Source organism: Hymenobacter glaciei (assembly GCF_039539585.1).
In the GTDB taxonomy this organism is placed as follows: domain Bacteria; phylum Bacteroidota; class Bacteroidia; order Cytophagales; family Hymenobacteraceae; genus Hymenobacter; species Hymenobacter glaciei.
Genome location: NZ_BAABDK010000010.1, coordinates 1 through 16,259 on the forward strand (window position 1 = coordinate 1; position 16,259 = coordinate 16,259).

The 16,259-nt window shown below is 57.5% G+C and carries 14 protein-coding genes and 1 pseudogene; 4 read left to right on the plus strand and 11 right to left on the minus strand.

What is annotated here, in order from left to right; all coding sequences use genetic code 11:
• Positions 1-51 precede the first annotated feature (51 nt).
• From ABD837_RS04575 to ABD837_RS04620, 10 genes and pseudogenes are all read right to left on the minus strand, one after another.
• Positions 52-192 (minus strand): annotated as a pseudogene (locus ABD837_RS04575) (RHS repeat-associated core domain-containing protein); the annotation flags it as partial.
• A gap of 111 nt (positions 193-303) precedes the next feature.
• Positions 304-1,095: a hypothetical protein gene (locus ABD837_RS04580; protein ID WP_345050845.1), complete on the minus strand. Its 792-nt coding sequence runs from the start codon at positions 1,093-1,095 to the stop codon at positions 304-306.
• 144 nt (positions 1,096-1,239) lie between these two features.
• On the minus strand, positions 1,240-2,475 hold the full coding sequence (locus ABD837_RS04585) for an RHS repeat domain-containing protein (RefSeq protein ID WP_486326991.1): 1,236 nt from the start codon (positions 2,473-2,475) through the stop codon (positions 1,240-1,242).
• 12 nt (positions 2,476-2,487) lie between these two features.
• Positions 2,488-2,625, minus strand: a complete 138-nt coding sequence (locus tag ABD837_RS04590; protein WP_345050850.1) for a hypothetical protein — start codon at positions 2,623-2,625, stop codon at positions 2,488-2,490.
• Entirely contained in the window at positions 2,595-3,302 is a 708-nt protein-coding gene (locus ABD837_RS04595) for a hypothetical protein (protein WP_345050853.1), read from the minus strand. Before ABD837_RS04595 ends, ABD837_RS04590 begins: the two co-directional genes overlap by 31 nt.
• Positions 3,303-3,305: 3 nt before the next feature.
• Positions 3,306-3,851 carry a DUF6939 family protein gene (locus tag ABD837_RS04600; protein WP_345050856.1) on the minus strand — a complete coding sequence of 182 codons (546 nt, stop codon included), beginning with the start codon at positions 3,849-3,851 and terminating at the stop codon, positions 3,306-3,308.
• Between the two features lie 20 nt (positions 3,852-3,871).
• The gene (locus ABD837_RS04605; RefSeq protein ID WP_345050858.1) at positions 3,872-4,177 is read right to left on the minus strand and encodes a hypothetical protein; all 306 of its coding nucleotides are present in this window, start codon (positions 4,175-4,177) and stop codon (positions 3,872-3,874) included.
• Positions 4,178-4,192: 15 nt separating this feature from the next.
• Entirely contained in the window at positions 4,193-8,497 is a 4,305-nt protein-coding gene (locus ABD837_RS04610; RefSeq protein WP_345050861.1) for a DUF6531 domain-containing protein, read from the minus strand.
• Between the two features lie 2 nt (positions 8,498-8,499).
• A complete protein-coding gene (locus tag ABD837_RS04615) occupies positions 8,500-9,363 on the minus strand; it encodes a hypothetical protein (RefSeq protein WP_345050863.1) in 864 nt (287 codons plus the stop codon).
• 56 nt (positions 9,364-9,419) lie between these two features.
• Complete coding sequence (locus tag ABD837_RS04620; RefSeq protein ID WP_345050866.1) at positions 9,420-11,231, minus strand: type VI secretion system Vgr family protein; 1,812 nt, start codon at positions 11,229-11,231, stop codon at positions 9,420-9,422.
• A gap of 325 nt (positions 11,232-11,556) precedes the next feature.
• On the opposite strand from ABD837_RS04620, the gene ABD837_RS04625 reads away from it, so the two are divergent.
• From ABD837_RS04625 to ABD837_RS04640, 4 genes are all read left to right on the plus strand, one after another.
• Positions 11,557-12,702: a hypothetical protein gene (locus tag ABD837_RS04625; protein WP_345050869.1), complete on the plus strand. Its 1,146-nt coding sequence runs from the start codon at positions 11,557-11,559 to the stop codon at positions 12,700-12,702.
• Positions 12,699-13,220: a hypothetical protein gene (locus ABD837_RS04630; RefSeq protein WP_345050871.1), complete on the plus strand. Its 522-nt coding sequence runs from the start codon at positions 12,699-12,701 to the stop codon at positions 13,218-13,220. Before ABD837_RS04625 ends, ABD837_RS04630 begins: the two co-directional genes overlap by 4 nt.
• A 419-nt stretch (positions 13,221-13,639) precedes the next feature.
• Entirely contained in the window at positions 13,640-14,809 is a 1,170-nt protein-coding gene (locus ABD837_RS04635; RefSeq protein WP_345050874.1) for a hypothetical protein, read from the plus strand.
• A 436-nt stretch (positions 14,810-15,245) separates the two neighbouring features.
• Positions 15,246-15,758, plus strand: coding sequence for a hypothetical protein (locus tag ABD837_RS04640; RefSeq protein ID WP_345050876.1), 513 nt, complete (start codon positions 15,246-15,248; stop codon positions 15,756-15,758).
• Positions 15,759-15,841: 83 nt separating this feature from the next.
• Here the strand turns inward: ABD837_RS04640 and tssD are convergent, their stop codons facing one another.
• The gene (tssD, locus tag ABD837_RS04645) at positions 15,842-16,246 is read right to left on the minus strand and encodes a type VI secretion system tube protein TssD (RefSeq protein WP_345050879.1); all 405 of its coding nucleotides are present in this window, start codon (positions 16,244-16,246) and stop codon (positions 15,842-15,844) included.
• Positions 16,247-16,259: the final 13 nt, after the last annotated feature.

Here is a 16,259-nt window from a genome sequence, read left to right on the forward strand (position 1 = left end):
TTTTTGCTGTCATGACAGAAGAAATATACGTCCTCCTTCTGTCCGGCCTACCTAGACCACCTCAATATACATCCCCATCTTGGGGTCGTAGTAGCGGAAGCGGTTGTAATAGAGGCCCGTTTCGGTATCTTCGTACTGGCCCTGGTAGCGGAAGGGGCAGTCCTGGGGCTTGCCTTGGCCCTGGCGCACGGCCCCGTAGCTGTCGAACTGGGCCTGCCACGTCTTGGTGCCGGCGTGGTCGCTTTATCGTTCGGGTAATGTTCCCAAATGGCTGTAGTTTAAACGGCAAGCGCTGGTGGTTCGCTAAGCTACAGGTTCGGTAGGACGGACTGGTTCAATGCCAAAATAGCCGTCGAGTAAGTTGGCAATTCCCTCCGAAATGCTAGCAAATTGTGGGTCGTGCTTTTGGTCAAGTTCAGCTAAGAAGGCCATTAATTCCTCTTTGATAGCGGGGTCTTCTTCTTCCATACGGTTAGCAGCCTCCTCGTTAAAATACCCCAAGTAGCGACGTAGGGCACTCTTCTTACTCGCGCTTGTTGCGTAACGACTTTGGTGGGGGCCAGCACCTGATATCAGGTAGCTAGATGCTTGTTGCAGCATCCAGCCAACGTGTGCATGATTGTTGAATAATATACACACGTTTTCGAAAATTTGCAGTGAAAAATCATACTCGAATGAATCTGCTTTCTTAACATTGACTAAGAAAAGCTCGTCGTCAACGGAATTGTAAATGCTCGACTGGCAACGGGCTAAACTAAAATTATGGGCAGTATGAAGTAAAAGCTGCCCTTGGTACTTTGTACACACGACGGCTTGAAAATTGCGGCCGGCGAGCTGAACAACATCTGGGACCTTTAGCGCAATAGCTAATAGCATTCTGGTTTGCTTGGAGAATAGGGCCGTATCGGCCCCGTCCCAAAGCCAATCCGAACTGCCGAACGAGGAACTCGCCAACGCTTCCAAGTCATCCCCGTTCTGGAAATGTCCCGCCCACAGCGACCAATCTGCCAAATTCCATCCTGGCTTTAGGGCATTGTGTGGGCCTGCGCTGCCATCGGGCACTACCTCAACGTTGTTTGAAATAGTATACTCCATACTCCAATGATTTTAGGTGGGTTAAATTAAATAGATGAGCCTCCAACTTCTAGTTGGAGGCTCAATGAGCACCAGCACCTGAGCCCGGTAGCACGAACTATGTTTTACGTGACACTTCCGTCTGCTTTAAACCACTAACTATAATTAGGGAATTATTTGCGTCGCCGGAGCTAAGAAACCGCCGTTGGGAGCCGGTACTTGGCCGCCTACTATTTGTTCGTGGCTTACAGGTAAACCAGGTTCTGTTGGCTGACCACCAAAGATTGATGCACCACTTTTTCCTTGGGGCCCCGAAGGACCGTAGCTGGTCACTATTTGCCCGCGGCTACTGCCTGGTCCTTCAGTTATCACAACGTCGCCGCCTTTTCTAAAAATAAGACGTCCCCCACTACCGTTTGAATGGTAAACCGCATCGGGGTTAGACAATATTTCTATTTCCTTGGGGCGGCCTAAACGACCATGGTAGCCTTTGGTTTCTCGCACTTTTCCTGTTCGCGCTTCCTCAATAGTTTTGTTAGTCGCTTTTAAGGGACAACCTGCCAACCCGAGTATATCAACCCATGTATTGGGGTCGTTTACGTAAGAATAAAGTGCCCTACCGCCGCTGAGACGAATCGGGTCTTGGGAGATGTACTGGCCAGCTTCGGGGTCGTAGTAGCGGAAGCGGTTGTAGTAAAGGCCGGTTTCGACGTCCTTGTACTGGCCCTGGTAGCGGAACGGACAATCTTGCGCCCGGCCCAAGCCTTGGCGCACGGCCCCGTAGCAGTCGAGCTGCGCCTGCCACGTCTTGGTGCCGGCCTGGTCGTAGAGCTCGAGCGGCGTGCCCAGGTGGTCGCACACGACGCTGTAGCTGCCGTGGGCCGTGAGCTTGGCCGCCGGGGCAAAGCTGTGCTCCTCGAAGAGCCACGTGATTACGTCATCGGCGCCGCCCGCCCCGGGCCCGACCTCCAGTTCGCTCCACTCGTGCAGCGGCACGTCCCCGTCCCAGACCCAACGCGTGACCCGGCCCCGGTAGCGCTTGCTCACCCGCCGGCCCAGCGCGTCGTACGCGAAGGCAACGGCGTAGCCGTCGGGGCGCTGGACTCGGGCCAGTTGGCCCGCCCCGTTCCACTCGTAGTGCCAAGCCTTGCCATCGGCCGTGGTTTTGCGCACCAAGTTGCCTTCTTCGTCGTAGCGGTAGCGCGTGCCGCCGGCCTGGCGCAGCTGCCCGCCGGGGGCGTAGGTTCGGTCGTCGAGGGCCGGCGTGCGGAACAGGTTGCCCACCGCGTCGGCCAGGCGCACGTCCGTGCTTCCGTCGGCGTAGCGCGCCCCGGTCAGCGTCCCGACCGCATCGTAGGCGTAGTGCGTGCTGCCGGCCAGCGAGTCCTCGATGGCCGCCAGCTGGTCGGCCCCCTACCAGGTGTAGCGCCGCTGCCGGCCGGCTCCACCGCCGCCCGTCACTTGCTGCTGCACCGGCCGGCCCTGCGCGTCGCGCTGCCAGCCCACGCGCACGCCCCCGCTCAGCGTGCGTTGCAGCTCCAGGCCCCGCACGTCGCGCCGCAGCTGCGCCTGCCAGTGCGCGCCGGCCTGCACGGCCGTGGTCTCGCCGCGCGCGCCGTGCTGCCAGGCGAAGGCTGCCCCAGCGAGGAATGCAGCCCCGTGCGCTGCCCGCGCGCGTCGTAGGCGTGGGTAAGCGTGTGCGCCCCTTGCTGCTCGCTCACCACCCGGCCCCGCGCGTCGCGCGCCAAGCGCACGGCGGTCGTGGCGGTGCGCGCCTCGGCCAGCCCACCGCCGGCGTCGTAGGTGAAGTGCTCGGCCGTGCCGTCGTGGTGGGCCACGGCCGTCACCCGGCCGGCCGCGTCGTATGCGTAGCGCGTGTGGCGGTCGGCCGGGCGCAGCACCTGCGCCACCCGGCCGGCCGCGTCGCGCTCGTAGCGGCGCACCAGCCCGTCGAAGCCGGTTTCTTCCACCACCCGCCCGGCGGCATCCAGTGCGAAGCGGTAGTGGCGGCCGTGCTCGTTGGTCAGGCCCGTGAGCCGGCCCTGGCGGTCGTAGGCGTAGCGCACTTCCTGCCCGGCCTGGCGGCGGGCGGCCAGCTGGTTGACGGCCGTGTAGGCGAAGTGCACTTCCTGCGGCCCGTCCTGGGCGTGGGCCACGTTGCCCTCGGCGTCGTAGGCCAGGCGGGTTTCGCGGCCGTCGGGCTTGCGCAGGGCCACTACCTGGCTCATATGTCAGACTAAAGCCTCAAGATGGTTCTTGCAAAGTGTAGCATGAGACACTGGTTTGGTTAAGTCGAATGGGTCAGAACCTGTATTATAATCAAGAAGGATTAATGATGAATTGGCAGCTATTTTACTTAGAGAGGCCATTTCGTCCTGCAAGTATTGCTCTATAACCCATGTATAACAAGGAATGTAAATTTCCTTCTTTGCAGTTACATAATCTAATATTGCTTTGCCTTCTACGCCTTTTCTATGCCCTATAATCTGCCCATTGGCTTTGCTTGTCCGTTTGATTCCTCTCATATTGCTTACAGCAAACTTAGATTGGTCAATGTCACTGTTAACAAATACTTTCAAACCTTGCCAGATACCTTCAACTGAGACAGCGTAATAGCCTTGAGAAAAGGGAATAGGAATATTGCCGTGAGGATAAAAAGGACTGAGTTTCCTATATGGCATTGTCGCTTGGGATGTTGTGTCAATTATGGTAGGATTATCATAACGACTCAATAGAGTTGAACGGGAAGTGCGCCTATTTTCAACATAAACTGGCATGGTTTACTGAATTTACTCTGTTAACAAAATAATGAATAAGCCAAGTCTTGCAGTTGTATCCCTGCATCTTCAATTTTATTTGTTTGGTATTCATCATAAATGCCTTCACGAAATGAAAAAGAGGCATATATGTCAACGAAGCACAGTGATAACCTTTTAGGTACCATGTTCTTGTCTTGATAATATTCAACAAGAAATTCTATGGCTGATACTAAATGTTCAAATCTGACAATGTCTAATCCTTTGTGCTCCCTCAATTCTTGAGGAATAGAATTATCATTTGTAAGGCAAGAACATACAATGTCTAAAGCGGATTCTTCGTTCATGAGTGTCGTTTGCTTTTAGCAGGGGCTAATTTTTGTGATTTTATCAGCTGGTACATGCCCTTCAACTAGCACCTCTTGAGAATTGATGGCGTAGTTACGTGCTGGACCTTTTACCCCAGCCTCTGCGGCCTTTTCAGGCGTTGTTAGGTCTACAATGCTGCGATTTCCATGAGAGTCGGGTACAACATTATTTGTGTCGAAAGTTACGGTTGTTTGCCCTTCTGCTCTCCATTTAGCAGCTACTTCGGGGTCAGTAGTGGTTGAAATGTATTGAGACCCCTTAAAATTGGCATTACTGCCGTTTCTTACGTGTCCGGCAGGGCTCATGCCGCGTCCAGGATTTTTGGCAGAAAGACCTTCCGCAGGATTTTCATTTGGCCTTAAGTTTCTGTATACAGGAATTAGGCCTAAAACGTCTAGCCAATTTTGAGTATTTTTTACGTACGCATATAGTCTTCCGCCACCCCACAATCTCAGAGGGTCCTGGCTGATATAGGTTCCGGCTTTAGGGTCATAATAACGAAAACGGTTATAATATAGCCCCGTTTCAGTGTCTTCGTATTGCCCTTGATAGCGGAATGGACAATCTTGGGGTTGTCCTTTACCTTGCCGTATAGCGCCGTAGGCATCAAATTGGGCCTCCCAAGTTGCATTGCCGTGTTGGTCATACATTGCCATTGGCGTCCCTAAATGGTCGCATACAACACTTTGGTTGTCGTTCGCCCTAAGCTTAGCGGTAAGCGCATGCGAATTCTCCTCAAATAGCCATGTAGCAAGCTCCTGCACTGCGGGATTCTTGTTACATGTCTCCAACTGTTGCCATTCGTGCAGTGGCTTACTGCCGTCCCATACCCATCTAGTTGTCACACCCCTATAGTTTTTACTAACACGTCGCCCCAGTGCGTCATAAGTAAACGTAACCGCATAGCCACTTGGTAGGATTACAGCCACCAGTTGCCCCTTTGGACCCCAGGTATAGTGCCAAATATCGCCGCTTTGCGTCACCTTCCGTACGAGATTACCCTCATCATCGTAATGGTAACGTGTCCCTTCCGCTTCGCGCAACTGGCCGCCGGCTGCATAGCGGCGGTCCTTGCAAGTGGATGAGCGAAATAAGTTGCCTACCGCGTCGGTTAGCCGTACGTCTTGGTCGCCGTTTGCGTAATGGGAACCAATGAGCGCGCCACAAGCATCATAAGCATAACGTGAGGTGCCCAGGTCGTTACTATCGTCAATGGCTGCTAATTGGTCAAGTCCCTCCCATTGATAACGCCGCTGCCGGGTGCTGCCCTTTCCTACAACATGCTGCTGTGTTGGGCGCCCCAATTGGTCGTGCTGCCAACCTACACGCACACCTCCACTGAGAGTTCGCTGCAATTCCTTACCGCAGGCATCATGAAATAAATTGGCTTGCCACTTTTCGTTAGCTTCTACGGTTGCCAACCGCCCAAGGGAGTCATGCTGCCAAGCAAAGCATGCACCCAGCGAGGAGCTTAATGCTGTGCGCTGACCGCGCAAGTCGTAATTACTTACAACCGTATGTTCGCCTTGTTGCTCTTTCACCACACGCCCCAGTGTATCGCGCTCAAACCGAATAGTAGTGGAATCGTTACGAGCTTCAAGCAGTTCTCCATTAGCTTCGTAGGTAAAGTGTTCGCTGGTGTCATCATCAAAACGCACTTCTATAATTCGTCCAGCAGCATCATAGCTATAAGTAGTGATGCAGCCATTGGCACGATGAGCAGTTACCACTCGACCGGTAGCATCCCGCTTGTAGCGGCGCAATAAGCCGTCGAAACCTTCTTCTGTCACCACCCTGCCTGCAGCATTAAGGCCAAAGCTGTAGCGCTGCCCATATTCATTTGTACAGCCTATAAGGCGGGCCTGGCGGTCATATGCAAAGTGCAGTTCCTGTCCTGCTTGATGCCGTACTGCTAAACGATTCACTGCAGTATACTTAAATGCTGCTTCAAGATTGTCGGTTCGCATCAACAGCACATTTCCCTCGGCGTCGTAGGCCAGGTGGGTTTCGCGGCCGTCAGGCTCGCGCAGGGCCACTACCTGGCCCAGGCGGTCGTAGCGGCGGTGTTGCGTGTGGCCCAGCGCGTCCGTTGACGCCACCAGGCGGCCCAGCGCGTCGTAGGCGCGCGAGCGGATACTCTCGTCGGGGGCCACCACGTGGGCCAGGTTGTGCTGGCCGTCGTAGCGCAGGCGCGTGGCGTGGCCCAGGGCATCGGCTAGCTCCACGGTCCGGCCCTGCGCGTCGTAGCGGTAGCGCGTCGTGGCGCCGGTCGGGTCGGTTTTTTCGGCCAGCTGCCCGGCCTCGTTGTAGGCCCACTGCCAGGCGCTCCCGCCCGCGTCGGTGCCCTGCACGGGCCGGTCGCGGTCGTCGAACGCCGTGCGCTCCTGCCCGCCGTCGGGGTAGGCCACGGCGGTGCAGTTGCCGCGCGCGTCGTAGGTATAGGTAGTGGTGTGGCCCAGCGGGTCCTGCACGGCTTCGAGCTCGGCGTAGACGTTGTAGCGCCAGTGGTGCTGGGCCCCAAGCGGGTCGATGTGGGTCGTGACCAGGCCCTGCTCGTGGTAGTACACATCCACGGCGGCCGGGTCATCGGTGTAGAGCGTGGTGCAGCCGGGCTCGTACACGAAGCGTCCGTTGTAGTAGTTCTCGTCGCCCCAGGTGCGCGTGCAGCGGCCCAGCGCGTCGTATTCGTAGTAGTAGGACGTGCCCTCGGCGAAGGTTTTGCGCACCAGCCGGTTTCCCTCGAAGTGGAACTGGCGGGTGTGGCCTTCGGCGTCGCTCATCTGGGTCATGTGGCCCGCCTCGTCATAGGCATACCGCACGGCGACGAAACTGCCGGCCGAGCCGTCGGGATGGGGCAGGCTCACCGTCAGCATCCGGCCCTGGGCATCGGTGGTAATGCCAACGGGCCGCCCCACGCTGTCGACAAGGCGTTGCAGGTGGCCCCGCTCGTCGTAGTCAAACCGAACCGCGTGCCCGTAACCGTCGGCAATTGCCGTCAGGCTGTACTGTTCCGGTTGCGCCACGGATGGCACAAACCGGTAGGTAAGCTGTTCAATGGTGCTGTACACTTCGTAGCCATCAAGCCCCCCGGGAGCCGGGCGAAGCTCTAGTTTACGGCCGCGGTGGTAGCTGCAGTGGTCATTCTCCGGGGCGGGAGCATCAAAAACGGCCAGGCGGCCGTCGCCCAGGCGCATGGCCACGGTACCCGTACTGGCCTCGGGCCACAGGGCCAGGTCGTAGCGGTGGTGCCAGCCGTAGCCCAACGGGCCTTTTCTTTCCGAAGTCGAGTACCAGGTGCGCTCCCAAATTACCGGTACCGGGCCGGGGAGCGTGAAGTCGACCGAATCAAAAAACATCGCTCCCGAAGCCACGTCAACTGGGTCGTTGCGGCCCGTACATTTGGTTTTTTCCGCACCTGGCGTGGTTTCGAGCTTTTGAGCACCGGCTACTTCCTCCACCCGACCGCCAATTTCATTCGCCTTGGCTTCAATTACCTTGGCCCCGAACAACACCACCAAATCGCTGGCCAGAACCAGGCCATTCGCCAGGGTAGGCTTTTTATAAAAGGCAAAGGCATCGGCCGCCGTGGCTATGCCAAACATGGCCCCTGATGCTTCCATCAAGGCTAGTGAAGCCGGCCCGCCGGCCACGGCCGCCGCACCGCCCACGGCCCCCATTGCTGCTCCTATCAGTAGCCCGCCGGCCGCGCCTTTCACGGCCCCCATGGTGCCGCCGTGCGCGTAGCCTTCCATGCCGCCGGCTACGGCACCCACGCCACCCCCGATTACAGCTCCTGTAGCTGCAGCACCTAGCACCAGGGGCAGGGCTGCTCCGCCCGTAGCAACTACCACGACCACGGCCACCGCAATTGCCGCGAAGAAAAGCAGGCCGGCTTGTGCTTTCGCCTCTTCGGCCACCTTCTTTGCAGCGGCCTCCTGCTGGTCGTCGGCCAGGGCCTGGGTAACGGCGGCCCGGGTAAAGAAAATATCAATTTTGCCACCCAGCGTACAAGGCAAAAAGGAGTCGTCCATCAGCGGGTTCTGGGGCATGCCCATGGCCACGATTTTGGTGCTGCCCAGCAGCGGGTTTTGCCAGCGCACGGTGGCCGGCACGCACGGCGCGTGCGTGATGGCGCACAAGCCGAAAGAGGTGACGTTCACCAGGGGCAGGGCGTCGCTTTCCACGGCCCATTTCTCGTCGTAGAGGTTGGGGCCGGGGCGCATAATTTGCAGCCGGCAGGGCGTCACTCCTTTGTCACACTTCAGGAATACGTTGGCGGGAACGTGCTTCTTGCTCATGGTCAGGCGGGCTGTTGTACCACGACGTCGTGGATGGTCGAATTGTGGTAGATGCCGGCTACCTCGGCGCGCAGCACTTGTTGCGCATGTAGCAGCGCGCCAGAAGCCGCGTCGAACGTGTGGGCCCCGGTGCAGTCAATTTCCAGGTCCACCGGAAATTTGAAGTCGTCGACCAGGTCCCGAATCATGCGGCGGAAGTCCTCGTGCGCAAATGCTGCGTCGTCGAGCGCGCCGGTAGTCGTCACGTGTAGGTTGGCCGGGCCAGTAGGGGCTCCTGCGGCCGGAAGGCCTTGCTGGCTGGTCAGCAGCAAGGGCAAATCGAGCGTGTTGAAGAACCCGGTTATGCGCCGGCTCGTGAGCACAGCCGGCTCCTGCGGGCCATACGCATACCCGTAGAGGCCTGGCAGCAGCGCGCCCAGTACACCCTTGTAGCGCAGGTTGGGCTCGAGGCTGCCCGGAATGGCCAGCTGCTGGCCAAAAGCCTCAAAGAAGGGTTTTACTTCGGGCTGAGCCTCGTATTTCTTCAGTAGCGGCTGGCGTAGCAGCTCCCACTCAGCTAGCACCTGTTCCTGGTTTTCGACCCGCAGCAGGTTCCCGTGCAGGTCGGTTTGCACCAGCAGCCGGCGGCTGGCCTGGTTCACATCGGCTACCACCCGGCTCATCAGGTCATCGGCCTTCTGCATGGTGTGCTGCACATTGATTTCGAGCAAATAGCCAAGCCCCTGCGCGGGGTGCAACTGCTGTTCGACAACGTACAGCAGTTCGTTTTCAAATTTTCGCTCTCCCACCTGAATAGCGGTGGTGGTACGCAACTGGTAGCGTAGCGGGGCCGAGTGATTCTGGGCCAGTAACAACGGTTTGGACATGGGGAAACTAGGGGCAAGTGAACAACGAGGAGAAAGCTGGCGCAGCCGCGTTTCGCTTAGTGAACCTTGGTGTCGCTTGATTGCAGCGTCGCCTTCGAGCCGCCGTGCAGGGCCAGTTCGGTATTTGACTGGACTGTGGCTTTGGATGTGCCCACAACCAGTACCTCCTTCGCCGTGAGGGACATTTTATCCTTCGCAGCATCCACAGATACGCCCTTGTTTTTGGCGGCAATTTTCACATCGTCCTCGGCCACCATGGTGATGGTCTTGGCGTGCATCTTAATCTCGCCTTTCTCGCCTGCCTCGAGCGTAATGACTGAGCCGTTGACCGTGACCGGCCCCTTGCTGTGGATGTGCACGCTGCCATCGCCCTTAAAGCTGACCGACACCGCCGTGTCCTTGTTGTTGGAGTTGGAAAGCAAAATCGTCTGCTCGCCCTTCTTATCCGACATCACCACCTTGTTGCCGCCGGCCGTTTGCATGCCTTTGAGGTGGTTGTCGGGCGTGCTGTACTTGGCGCCCTGTTTGTTCTGCGGGTGAAACAAGTTGCCGAGCACCACGGGGAAATCGGCCAAGCCGTGCTCGTAGCCCACGAGTACCTGCGAGCCTTTTTCGGGCGTGAACATCTGGCCTTTGCCGTCGCCTGAATAGGGCGTACTCACGCGCACCCAGCCGGTTTCGGCGTCGGCGGGTTTTGCTACCGGCCAGTAATAGCGCACCCGGATGCGGCCTAGGTGGCGTGGGTCGGCCAAGTCAATTACCTCGGCGAGCTCGGGCTGCGCATCCGAAGCAGGGTAGAGTGGGTTGGCCGGTGCGGCGGGGGCCGCGTCGGGCATGGCCTCAAAGTGGTTGCTGTAGTTACCATCCCCATCCACTTCGTGGCGCACGGCTAGCACCCGAAATTTGCCGTAGGCAGCGCCCGCGGCGTCCTGCACGTCGAGCACGCTGCCCGGTACCATATCGAAGGTTTCCCCGCTGCCTTCCAGGCTCACCTGGTTGCCAGCCCGCTTAGCAGCCAGCCCATCGATGGCGCGCTGCAACTGGGCCTGGTCGTTCAGCTGGGTGCCGGCCTGCAGCCGGTGCGGCTGCGAGAATAGCTCGTCGGACTTTTGCACTGCAAACTGGCCAAACGGGTGCCCCGCCGTGGGTGCCGCCGCCTTTGTTTTTAGGGGCTGGTGGGTGCGGTAGTTGTAGTGTGCGCCTTCGGCCTTGCCCGGCTGCAGGTGCATCGAGAGCGTGAATACCTGCGCACTGCTGCTCTTGAATGAAATGGATTTGCCCGCGCCCTGGCCCAGCCGCAAGGTGGTGCCGTCGTAGTACAGCCACTCGCCCTGCTGCGCCGCCAGCCGACTCAGGAAGTTGAAGTTGGTTTCGTTGTACTGCACCACGTACGGCAGTACATCCTGGCTTTGGGCCTTGAGCTGCTTTTGCAGCGGGTTGCCGGGATAATCGCCCAGCACCTGCGTGAAAATGGCCTGCAGTGACTTCTTCACAAACGTGCGGCTCTGCGTACCGTCTTCCAGCAGAAAGGTGGGGCTATAGCCACTCACGTGGTAATAGTTCACCAAGTCGGCATCGGTTTGGATGCTAACGTGCGTGATAATGCCCTTGAACTCGAACGAGCGGCCGCCGTTGTCCGGCATGTTACTCGTCCAGCCAATGGTGATGTTCTTGCCGCTTAGCTTCTGGTGGGCCTGAGTAAACAGGGTTTCTGGCTTGAGACCAAGGGCCTTACCTAGGGCCTCGAACGAAAAGTCGAGTGCGAACGAATGGTGCGTGAGCACGTGCTGGCTTAGCGTGAGCTTGTTGTAGTCGGCAAGGGTAGTGCCACCATCAACATGCACGCTAACGTTTACTGGATAGGACATGCAGTAAGGGAAGAGTGGAAAGAGGAAGCGTAAAAGTAACCGATTTAACTAAACTTCGCCAGCGAGTGCTTTCGGAAGTTCCTGCATGAGGCTTTTCACCGGTTTTCATCCACTGTGCGCCGGTGCTTTTCCGTACTGTGCTGTACCTTGCCCCCGAACCAACCTTCCTTTCCATGAATCCAGGTTTTCAAGAAGGGCGTCGGCCGCGGGCCAACGCCGTGGCTTCGTTGGCCCATACCGGCCACGCGAGCCCCTGAGCCGCCGGCCTAGCATCGGCGCGGTAGCGCACGCGCCCAGCCTTACTGGGCGGCCGGGACCGCGGCCGATGTCGGCCCGTCAAACTACCGCTGTTAACCAATGGAATGCCGCGACAAAGCGCGTGGTAGCCCAGTTCTTGCGGGATGCGCAAAACACGTCGCGCCAGCGTGCGTTCAACCGTGAAAACGCTGCTGCCGAAGCAGAGTGGTCGGACCGAGCTACCAAACGCGCGTGGGAAAGCAAGCTTTTTCCCAGCTATGACCCCCGTGGGGGCAATGCGTACGGCGTTGACGTGGCGGATACCGGTGGTTGGGCCACCGGTTATCACGGACACAAATTCGGAGAAATGTGGGTGTACATCCGCGTGAAGGGACACCACAATACGCTGGAATACGCCGTGCTGAACCCCCAGACCGGTAACCTGTTCGTGTTTACACCGGAGGCTGCTTTGGCTCCCCCAAACCGGGTTTACATGTCGGAGGCTGACCAAGTGCGGAGTACGGCATCGGGTACGGGGGTAGCAGGAGGCTACCTTGAAAAAGGCTTTATGGGCCTCTCAGTAGGCATAATGGCCGCTCCGCTCGTGCTTGCCGCTTCAGAAACAGCCGTTGGCGGAATAGTTATCACGGGCTTCCGCACCCTGGGAATGCAAATGGTCAAGCAATTCACTTGGAGTACGTTCCGGCAAAAGGTTTTTACCGACCTCTTTGTGCAAAGCGCAGCAGGCACTCTGAAGAACGGAGCCGATTGGAAAAAAACAGCAGGCGAAATCAACTTGACTGCACCTCTTGTTGCGTGGCTCTTGCCAGGCTCAACGTGGTCCGCTGCTGCCCGTAATAGCATAGTCAAGGCTACCTTGAAAGCCAATACGACCATTGATGAGGAAAACAACATTAGCTTCAGGGTGCAGTTGCCTCACCTGGATTCCATGGAAGGGTTTGCTAAATATTTGACTGACATCGGTACTGATGCCGTGGCTACCATGGCTAAGGCCAAATTAGTAACCGGTGCCATACCAGCCGCACGCTGGGCTTCGCAAGCCATGCAGCGCACAGGCACTGCTGCCGGCCGTTGGATTGCTGCGCAGCGAGTAACCCTAGGAACGTGGGGCACCATCGGCACAAGCGTGGTGAGCAAAGTGGCCAAAGACCAGGAAAAGAAGCGAATGACAGACCGCGTTGAGAAGCCTTCCCCCGCTCATCCGCGCCAATGAAACTGCCCACGATGCGGATAAAAAGCTTGCTGCTCACGATTGGGCTGTTGGGATTTGTGGGCGTCTATGCCTACTATCTCTATCGTACCCGTGAAGGGCTCATGCACCGGGGCAAGTACACCATTGGGTATGTGACAGGGGCTGCGCTAACGGTCGGTAGCGGTTGGACCCTCGAGTACCGCTTCGAAGTGAACGGCGAAACTTATACCGGCTCACGCAGAGAGGAGAGCAAGACAAATACTGCTGTCGGGGCTCGCTATCTGGTAAAATACGATAGCCTTTCTCCGGACTGGCACCAAGTGTACTACGAAGCATCGGTGCCGGACAGCATTCGGCAGGCCCCACGCAATGGTTGGCGCCACCGTCCCTGGCCCGACCCGGCGCATCCCGAGGCTTCCGCCCCGCAACCAGCGGCCCGGCCGGCGCGCAGTTCGGCCGAGGCGGCCATGTGGCGCGAGATGGACGCAACCCAAGCGTCGGCCGATTCGCTTGAGGCCCGCGCGCGCCGCGCGCCGTGAGTGACTGCGGCGGACTTTGCAAGCACCAGTAGAACCCAATCAATTTTCATTCTCAACCGCACCAGAAGGCATGTAAGATGGCTGCTAGAGCAAGCTGCGGTTTATCAGCATAGTTGCTGGGCACCGAGCCGTAGCCACGGGTTAATGACCGGGCAAGGCGTCCAGACAGAGGGTAGAGAAGAGCTTCTAGGGCTACGGGCAGTCCCATCGAGCTGCCGTACGGTGGAATTCTTTCCAGTACTATGCAGTAACTTGCCCCAAAACCAACCTTCCTTTCCATGAATCCAGGTTTTCAAGAAGGGCGTCGGCCGCGGGCCAACGCCGTGGCTTCGTTGGCCCATACCGGCCATACAAGCCCCCTAAGCCGCCGGCCCAGCATCGGGACGGTAGCGCACGCGCACAGGCCAGGACCCCAGCCCATGTCAGCTCAGCAGGTTGCGAGCATAAATGCTGCCCACAGCAATACAAAGCGCGCAGTAAACCAAGTTGTTCAACTCACGAAAGAAGAAGCTTGGCGCCTGAACTCTGATGCTCGGCTGCGCCAGCAAATGGAGCGCCTGCCTTACTCAGCGTACGACGCTAATACAGTTGACCCCAGTGCTAAAAAGGATGTGGTTGACGAACATGATAATCCGCTAGGGCAGGAGCGTTATGTGATAGGGCATCTTTGGGTGTTTGCCAGCACGCTCAATGATGCATTTGGCACACGCAAGTACTGGGTATACAATACCAAAACCCAGGTATTGGTGTCGTTCGAGCCAGAACATGGCATAGCAGCCAAAAACCGGACGTATATGCCGGCAAACGCCCAGTTTAGGAACATGGCTGCCGGCACGGGCGTGGTGGGGGGCTATATGGAAAAAGGATTTCTGGGCGTAAGTGCGGGCATGCTCACCGGAGGTCTGATTTACGAGATAGGTGGCGTTGCAGTGGTAGGCACTGCTATCCGCGCCTATCTAGTGAAAACCGCTAAAGGTGCCGGCACACGGATATTGGTTGATTTGACTACGCAGTTTGGCGTCGGTGCGGTAACCGGCAAAGGCTCATGGAGTCAACGCGCGCAAGCGTCTTTCATGGACATAAACTGGGTTTCGGCGCTTGGAGCAGCAGCAGTAAATACTGAGGGTTTGCGCTGGCATGCCAAGTTACTGGCTGCTTTTGGTACTTCTGTTGGGTCCAATGCTTATTCCTTCAAATTCAACAATGAGGAAAAATACCATAGCCCGGGGCATATGGTAAATATAAACGATGCCAAGGAAAGCAAAGATTTTGTCATCAATGTTATTTTAGGCACCGTGTTCGACCAAGCCAAGGAATATGGCGCCCCGTGGCTCGAAAAGGTAATGCGCAGCACCCCCAACACGATGGGCATGTTAACGGCATTGAAACACCGCCGGGTGGTGCCGCGCTTAAGTGCCAGCAAAGTTGACCAAAGTATGGTGGCAGTTCTTAGCTATCACATGGGCGGGGCCATGGAAACCATCAAAAAAGGAGTTGAAAACTACTTTGCCGACAAGCAAGAGCAACAGGAGGCGGCCAAAAAAGCGGCGCTGCGGAAAAAAACAGCTGCGCGGCCGAGTAAGCCATGAGTCGTTTTTTTACCTGGGCTCGTAAATATTTAGTGTATCTGGTCATCGGCATTTGCTTGGCTGGCGGGTGGTATGGCATGCGGGCCAAGCAAACGATGCATACCCGGGCCCGTTATACCATTGGATACATCACTGGCGGGATATACCGACCCAAAAGTGGCAAAAGCTATAGCTACCGCTTTGCGGTAAAGGGCAAAGAATATGAGGCTACCGATATCAGCGAGGCTGGAATGGAAACGGAGAACGGCGCACGATTTCTGGTCGAATACGATAGCCTAGACCCGGAGGTAAGTACTGGGCATTTTACCGTTTCTGTGCCTGATAGTATAGCTGCTAGCCCACCCAGTGGCTGGATTATTCCCCCTTTCCCTAATAAGGCCATAGGCCATCCGATGAGGCTAAGCCAGCCGAGTGGACATCTTTTCCGGATAATTTTATGAGGAAGTTATTGTTCGCCACCTCACTACTGGTGGCTTGTTCTGCGCCCACAGCACCACAAAGCGGTGTAGCAGAAATGGAAGCACCAGTGGCCGACAAGCACGATGCCTTGTTGGCCGCCAAAACAGGATATGACGGGCACCATTTGGGCGACTCGCTGAGTCGCTTCACCATTTCCTCGCTAAAGCTGGTGCCCCGGCTGTGGCCGGCAGTGATGTATACGGTGCCGAGCCATACGCTACGCCTTGATACAATTCCACTCAGCGGCATCAGCTACGAGTTTTGGCACGGCAAACTCTACCAAATCGATTTCAATTCCCGGCACTCGGGGCTGCTTGAAGCCGGCAAAATGATGTATGGCCCAGGCGAGCAGGTTAGCCCCACCGAGTACCGTTGGCAGGGCCAACACAGCTCGGCAAGCTATACCACAAATGGCCCAATAAACTACCTGCGGGTTTTCGATAACGCAGCAGCTATACAGGTAGACTCAGCCGTCGCAACCGCACAGTAGCACCACGCGGTGGTACGCCTGCAAGCGTCCGGGTGGTGCTACTGCGCGGATTTACTCACCCATTTCCAAATGGGCGGCGGCTGTTAACGCGTCTGTGCCCAAGTACTGTCGCGCTCCACGGTGCCGAGCACTAGCTTGGCGGCCGAGAGCTGCAGGGTGCAGCGGTAAGCACCTGCAGACTCGGCTCCGGAGCGAAAGTCCTCTTGGTAGGACACGCAGAAGGCATCTTCGAACTCGAGCTGCTCGCTGAACGTGGGGCGGTTGGTTTCCAGAAAGAGCAGGGTGCCGCCCAGTTTCTTTTGCGGGTCGGTGGCCCAGGCCAACAGTTGGTCGTCGTGGGGCACGTCGAGTTCGAGCGTGATGAGGCCGCTGCGCACTTTGGCCGCTACCCGGCCGCGCTGGGCGGTAGGTTGGCTAAATTGGTAAGCACAGTGCACAACGGGTAACTCCTGCCCAGCGAGCAGGAGAAGGCAGCGGAAGGAAGACATGATGGGCCGGGCT

Bases quoted from the DNA above. Each gene is read 5' to 3' on its own strand.
- ABD837_RS04580 (WP_345050845.1), bottom strand. From the start codon at position 1,095: ATGGAGTATACTATTTCAAACAACGTTGAGGTAGTGCCCGATGGCAGC.
- ABD837_RS04595 (WP_345050853.1), bottom strand. From the start codon at position 3,302: ATGAGCCAGGTAGTGGCCCTGCGCAAGCCCGACGGCCGCGAAACCCGC.
- ABD837_RS04600 (WP_345050856.1), bottom strand. From the start codon at position 3,851: ATGCCAGTTTATGTTGAAAATAGGCGCACTTCCCGTTCAACTCTATTG.
- ABD837_RS04605 (WP_345050858.1), bottom strand. From the start codon at position 4,177: ATGAACGAAGAATCCGCTTTAGACATTGTATGTTCTTGCCTTACAAAT.
- ABD837_RS04610 (WP_345050861.1), bottom strand. From the start codon at position 8,497: ATGAGCAAGAAGCACGTTCCCGCCAACGTATTCCTGAAGTGTGACAAA.
- ABD837_RS04615 (WP_345050863.1), bottom strand. From the start codon at position 9,363: ATGTCCAAACCGTTGTTACTGGCCCAGAATCACTCGGCCCCGCTACGC.
- ABD837_RS04620 (WP_345050866.1), bottom strand. From the start codon at position 11,231: ATGTCCTATCCAGTAAACGTTAGCGTGCATGTTGATGGTGGCACTACC.
- ABD837_RS04625 (WP_345050869.1), top strand. From the start codon at position 11,557: ATGTCGGCCCGTCAAACTACCGCTGTTAACCAATGGAATGCCGCGACA.
- ABD837_RS04630 (WP_345050871.1), top strand. From the start codon at position 12,699: ATGAAACTGCCCACGATGCGGATAAAAAGCTTGCTGCTCACGATTGGG.
- ABD837_RS04635 (WP_345050874.1), top strand. From the start codon at position 13,640: ATGTCAGCTCAGCAGGTTGCGAGCATAAATGCTGCCCACAGCAATACA.
- ABD837_RS04640 (WP_345050876.1), top strand. From the start codon at position 15,246: ATGAGGAAGTTATTGTTCGCCACCTCACTACTGGTGGCTTGTTCTGCG.
- tssD (WP_345050879.1), bottom strand. From the start codon at position 16,246: ATGTCTTCCTTCCGCTGCCTTCTCCTGCTCGCTGGGCAGGAGTTACCC.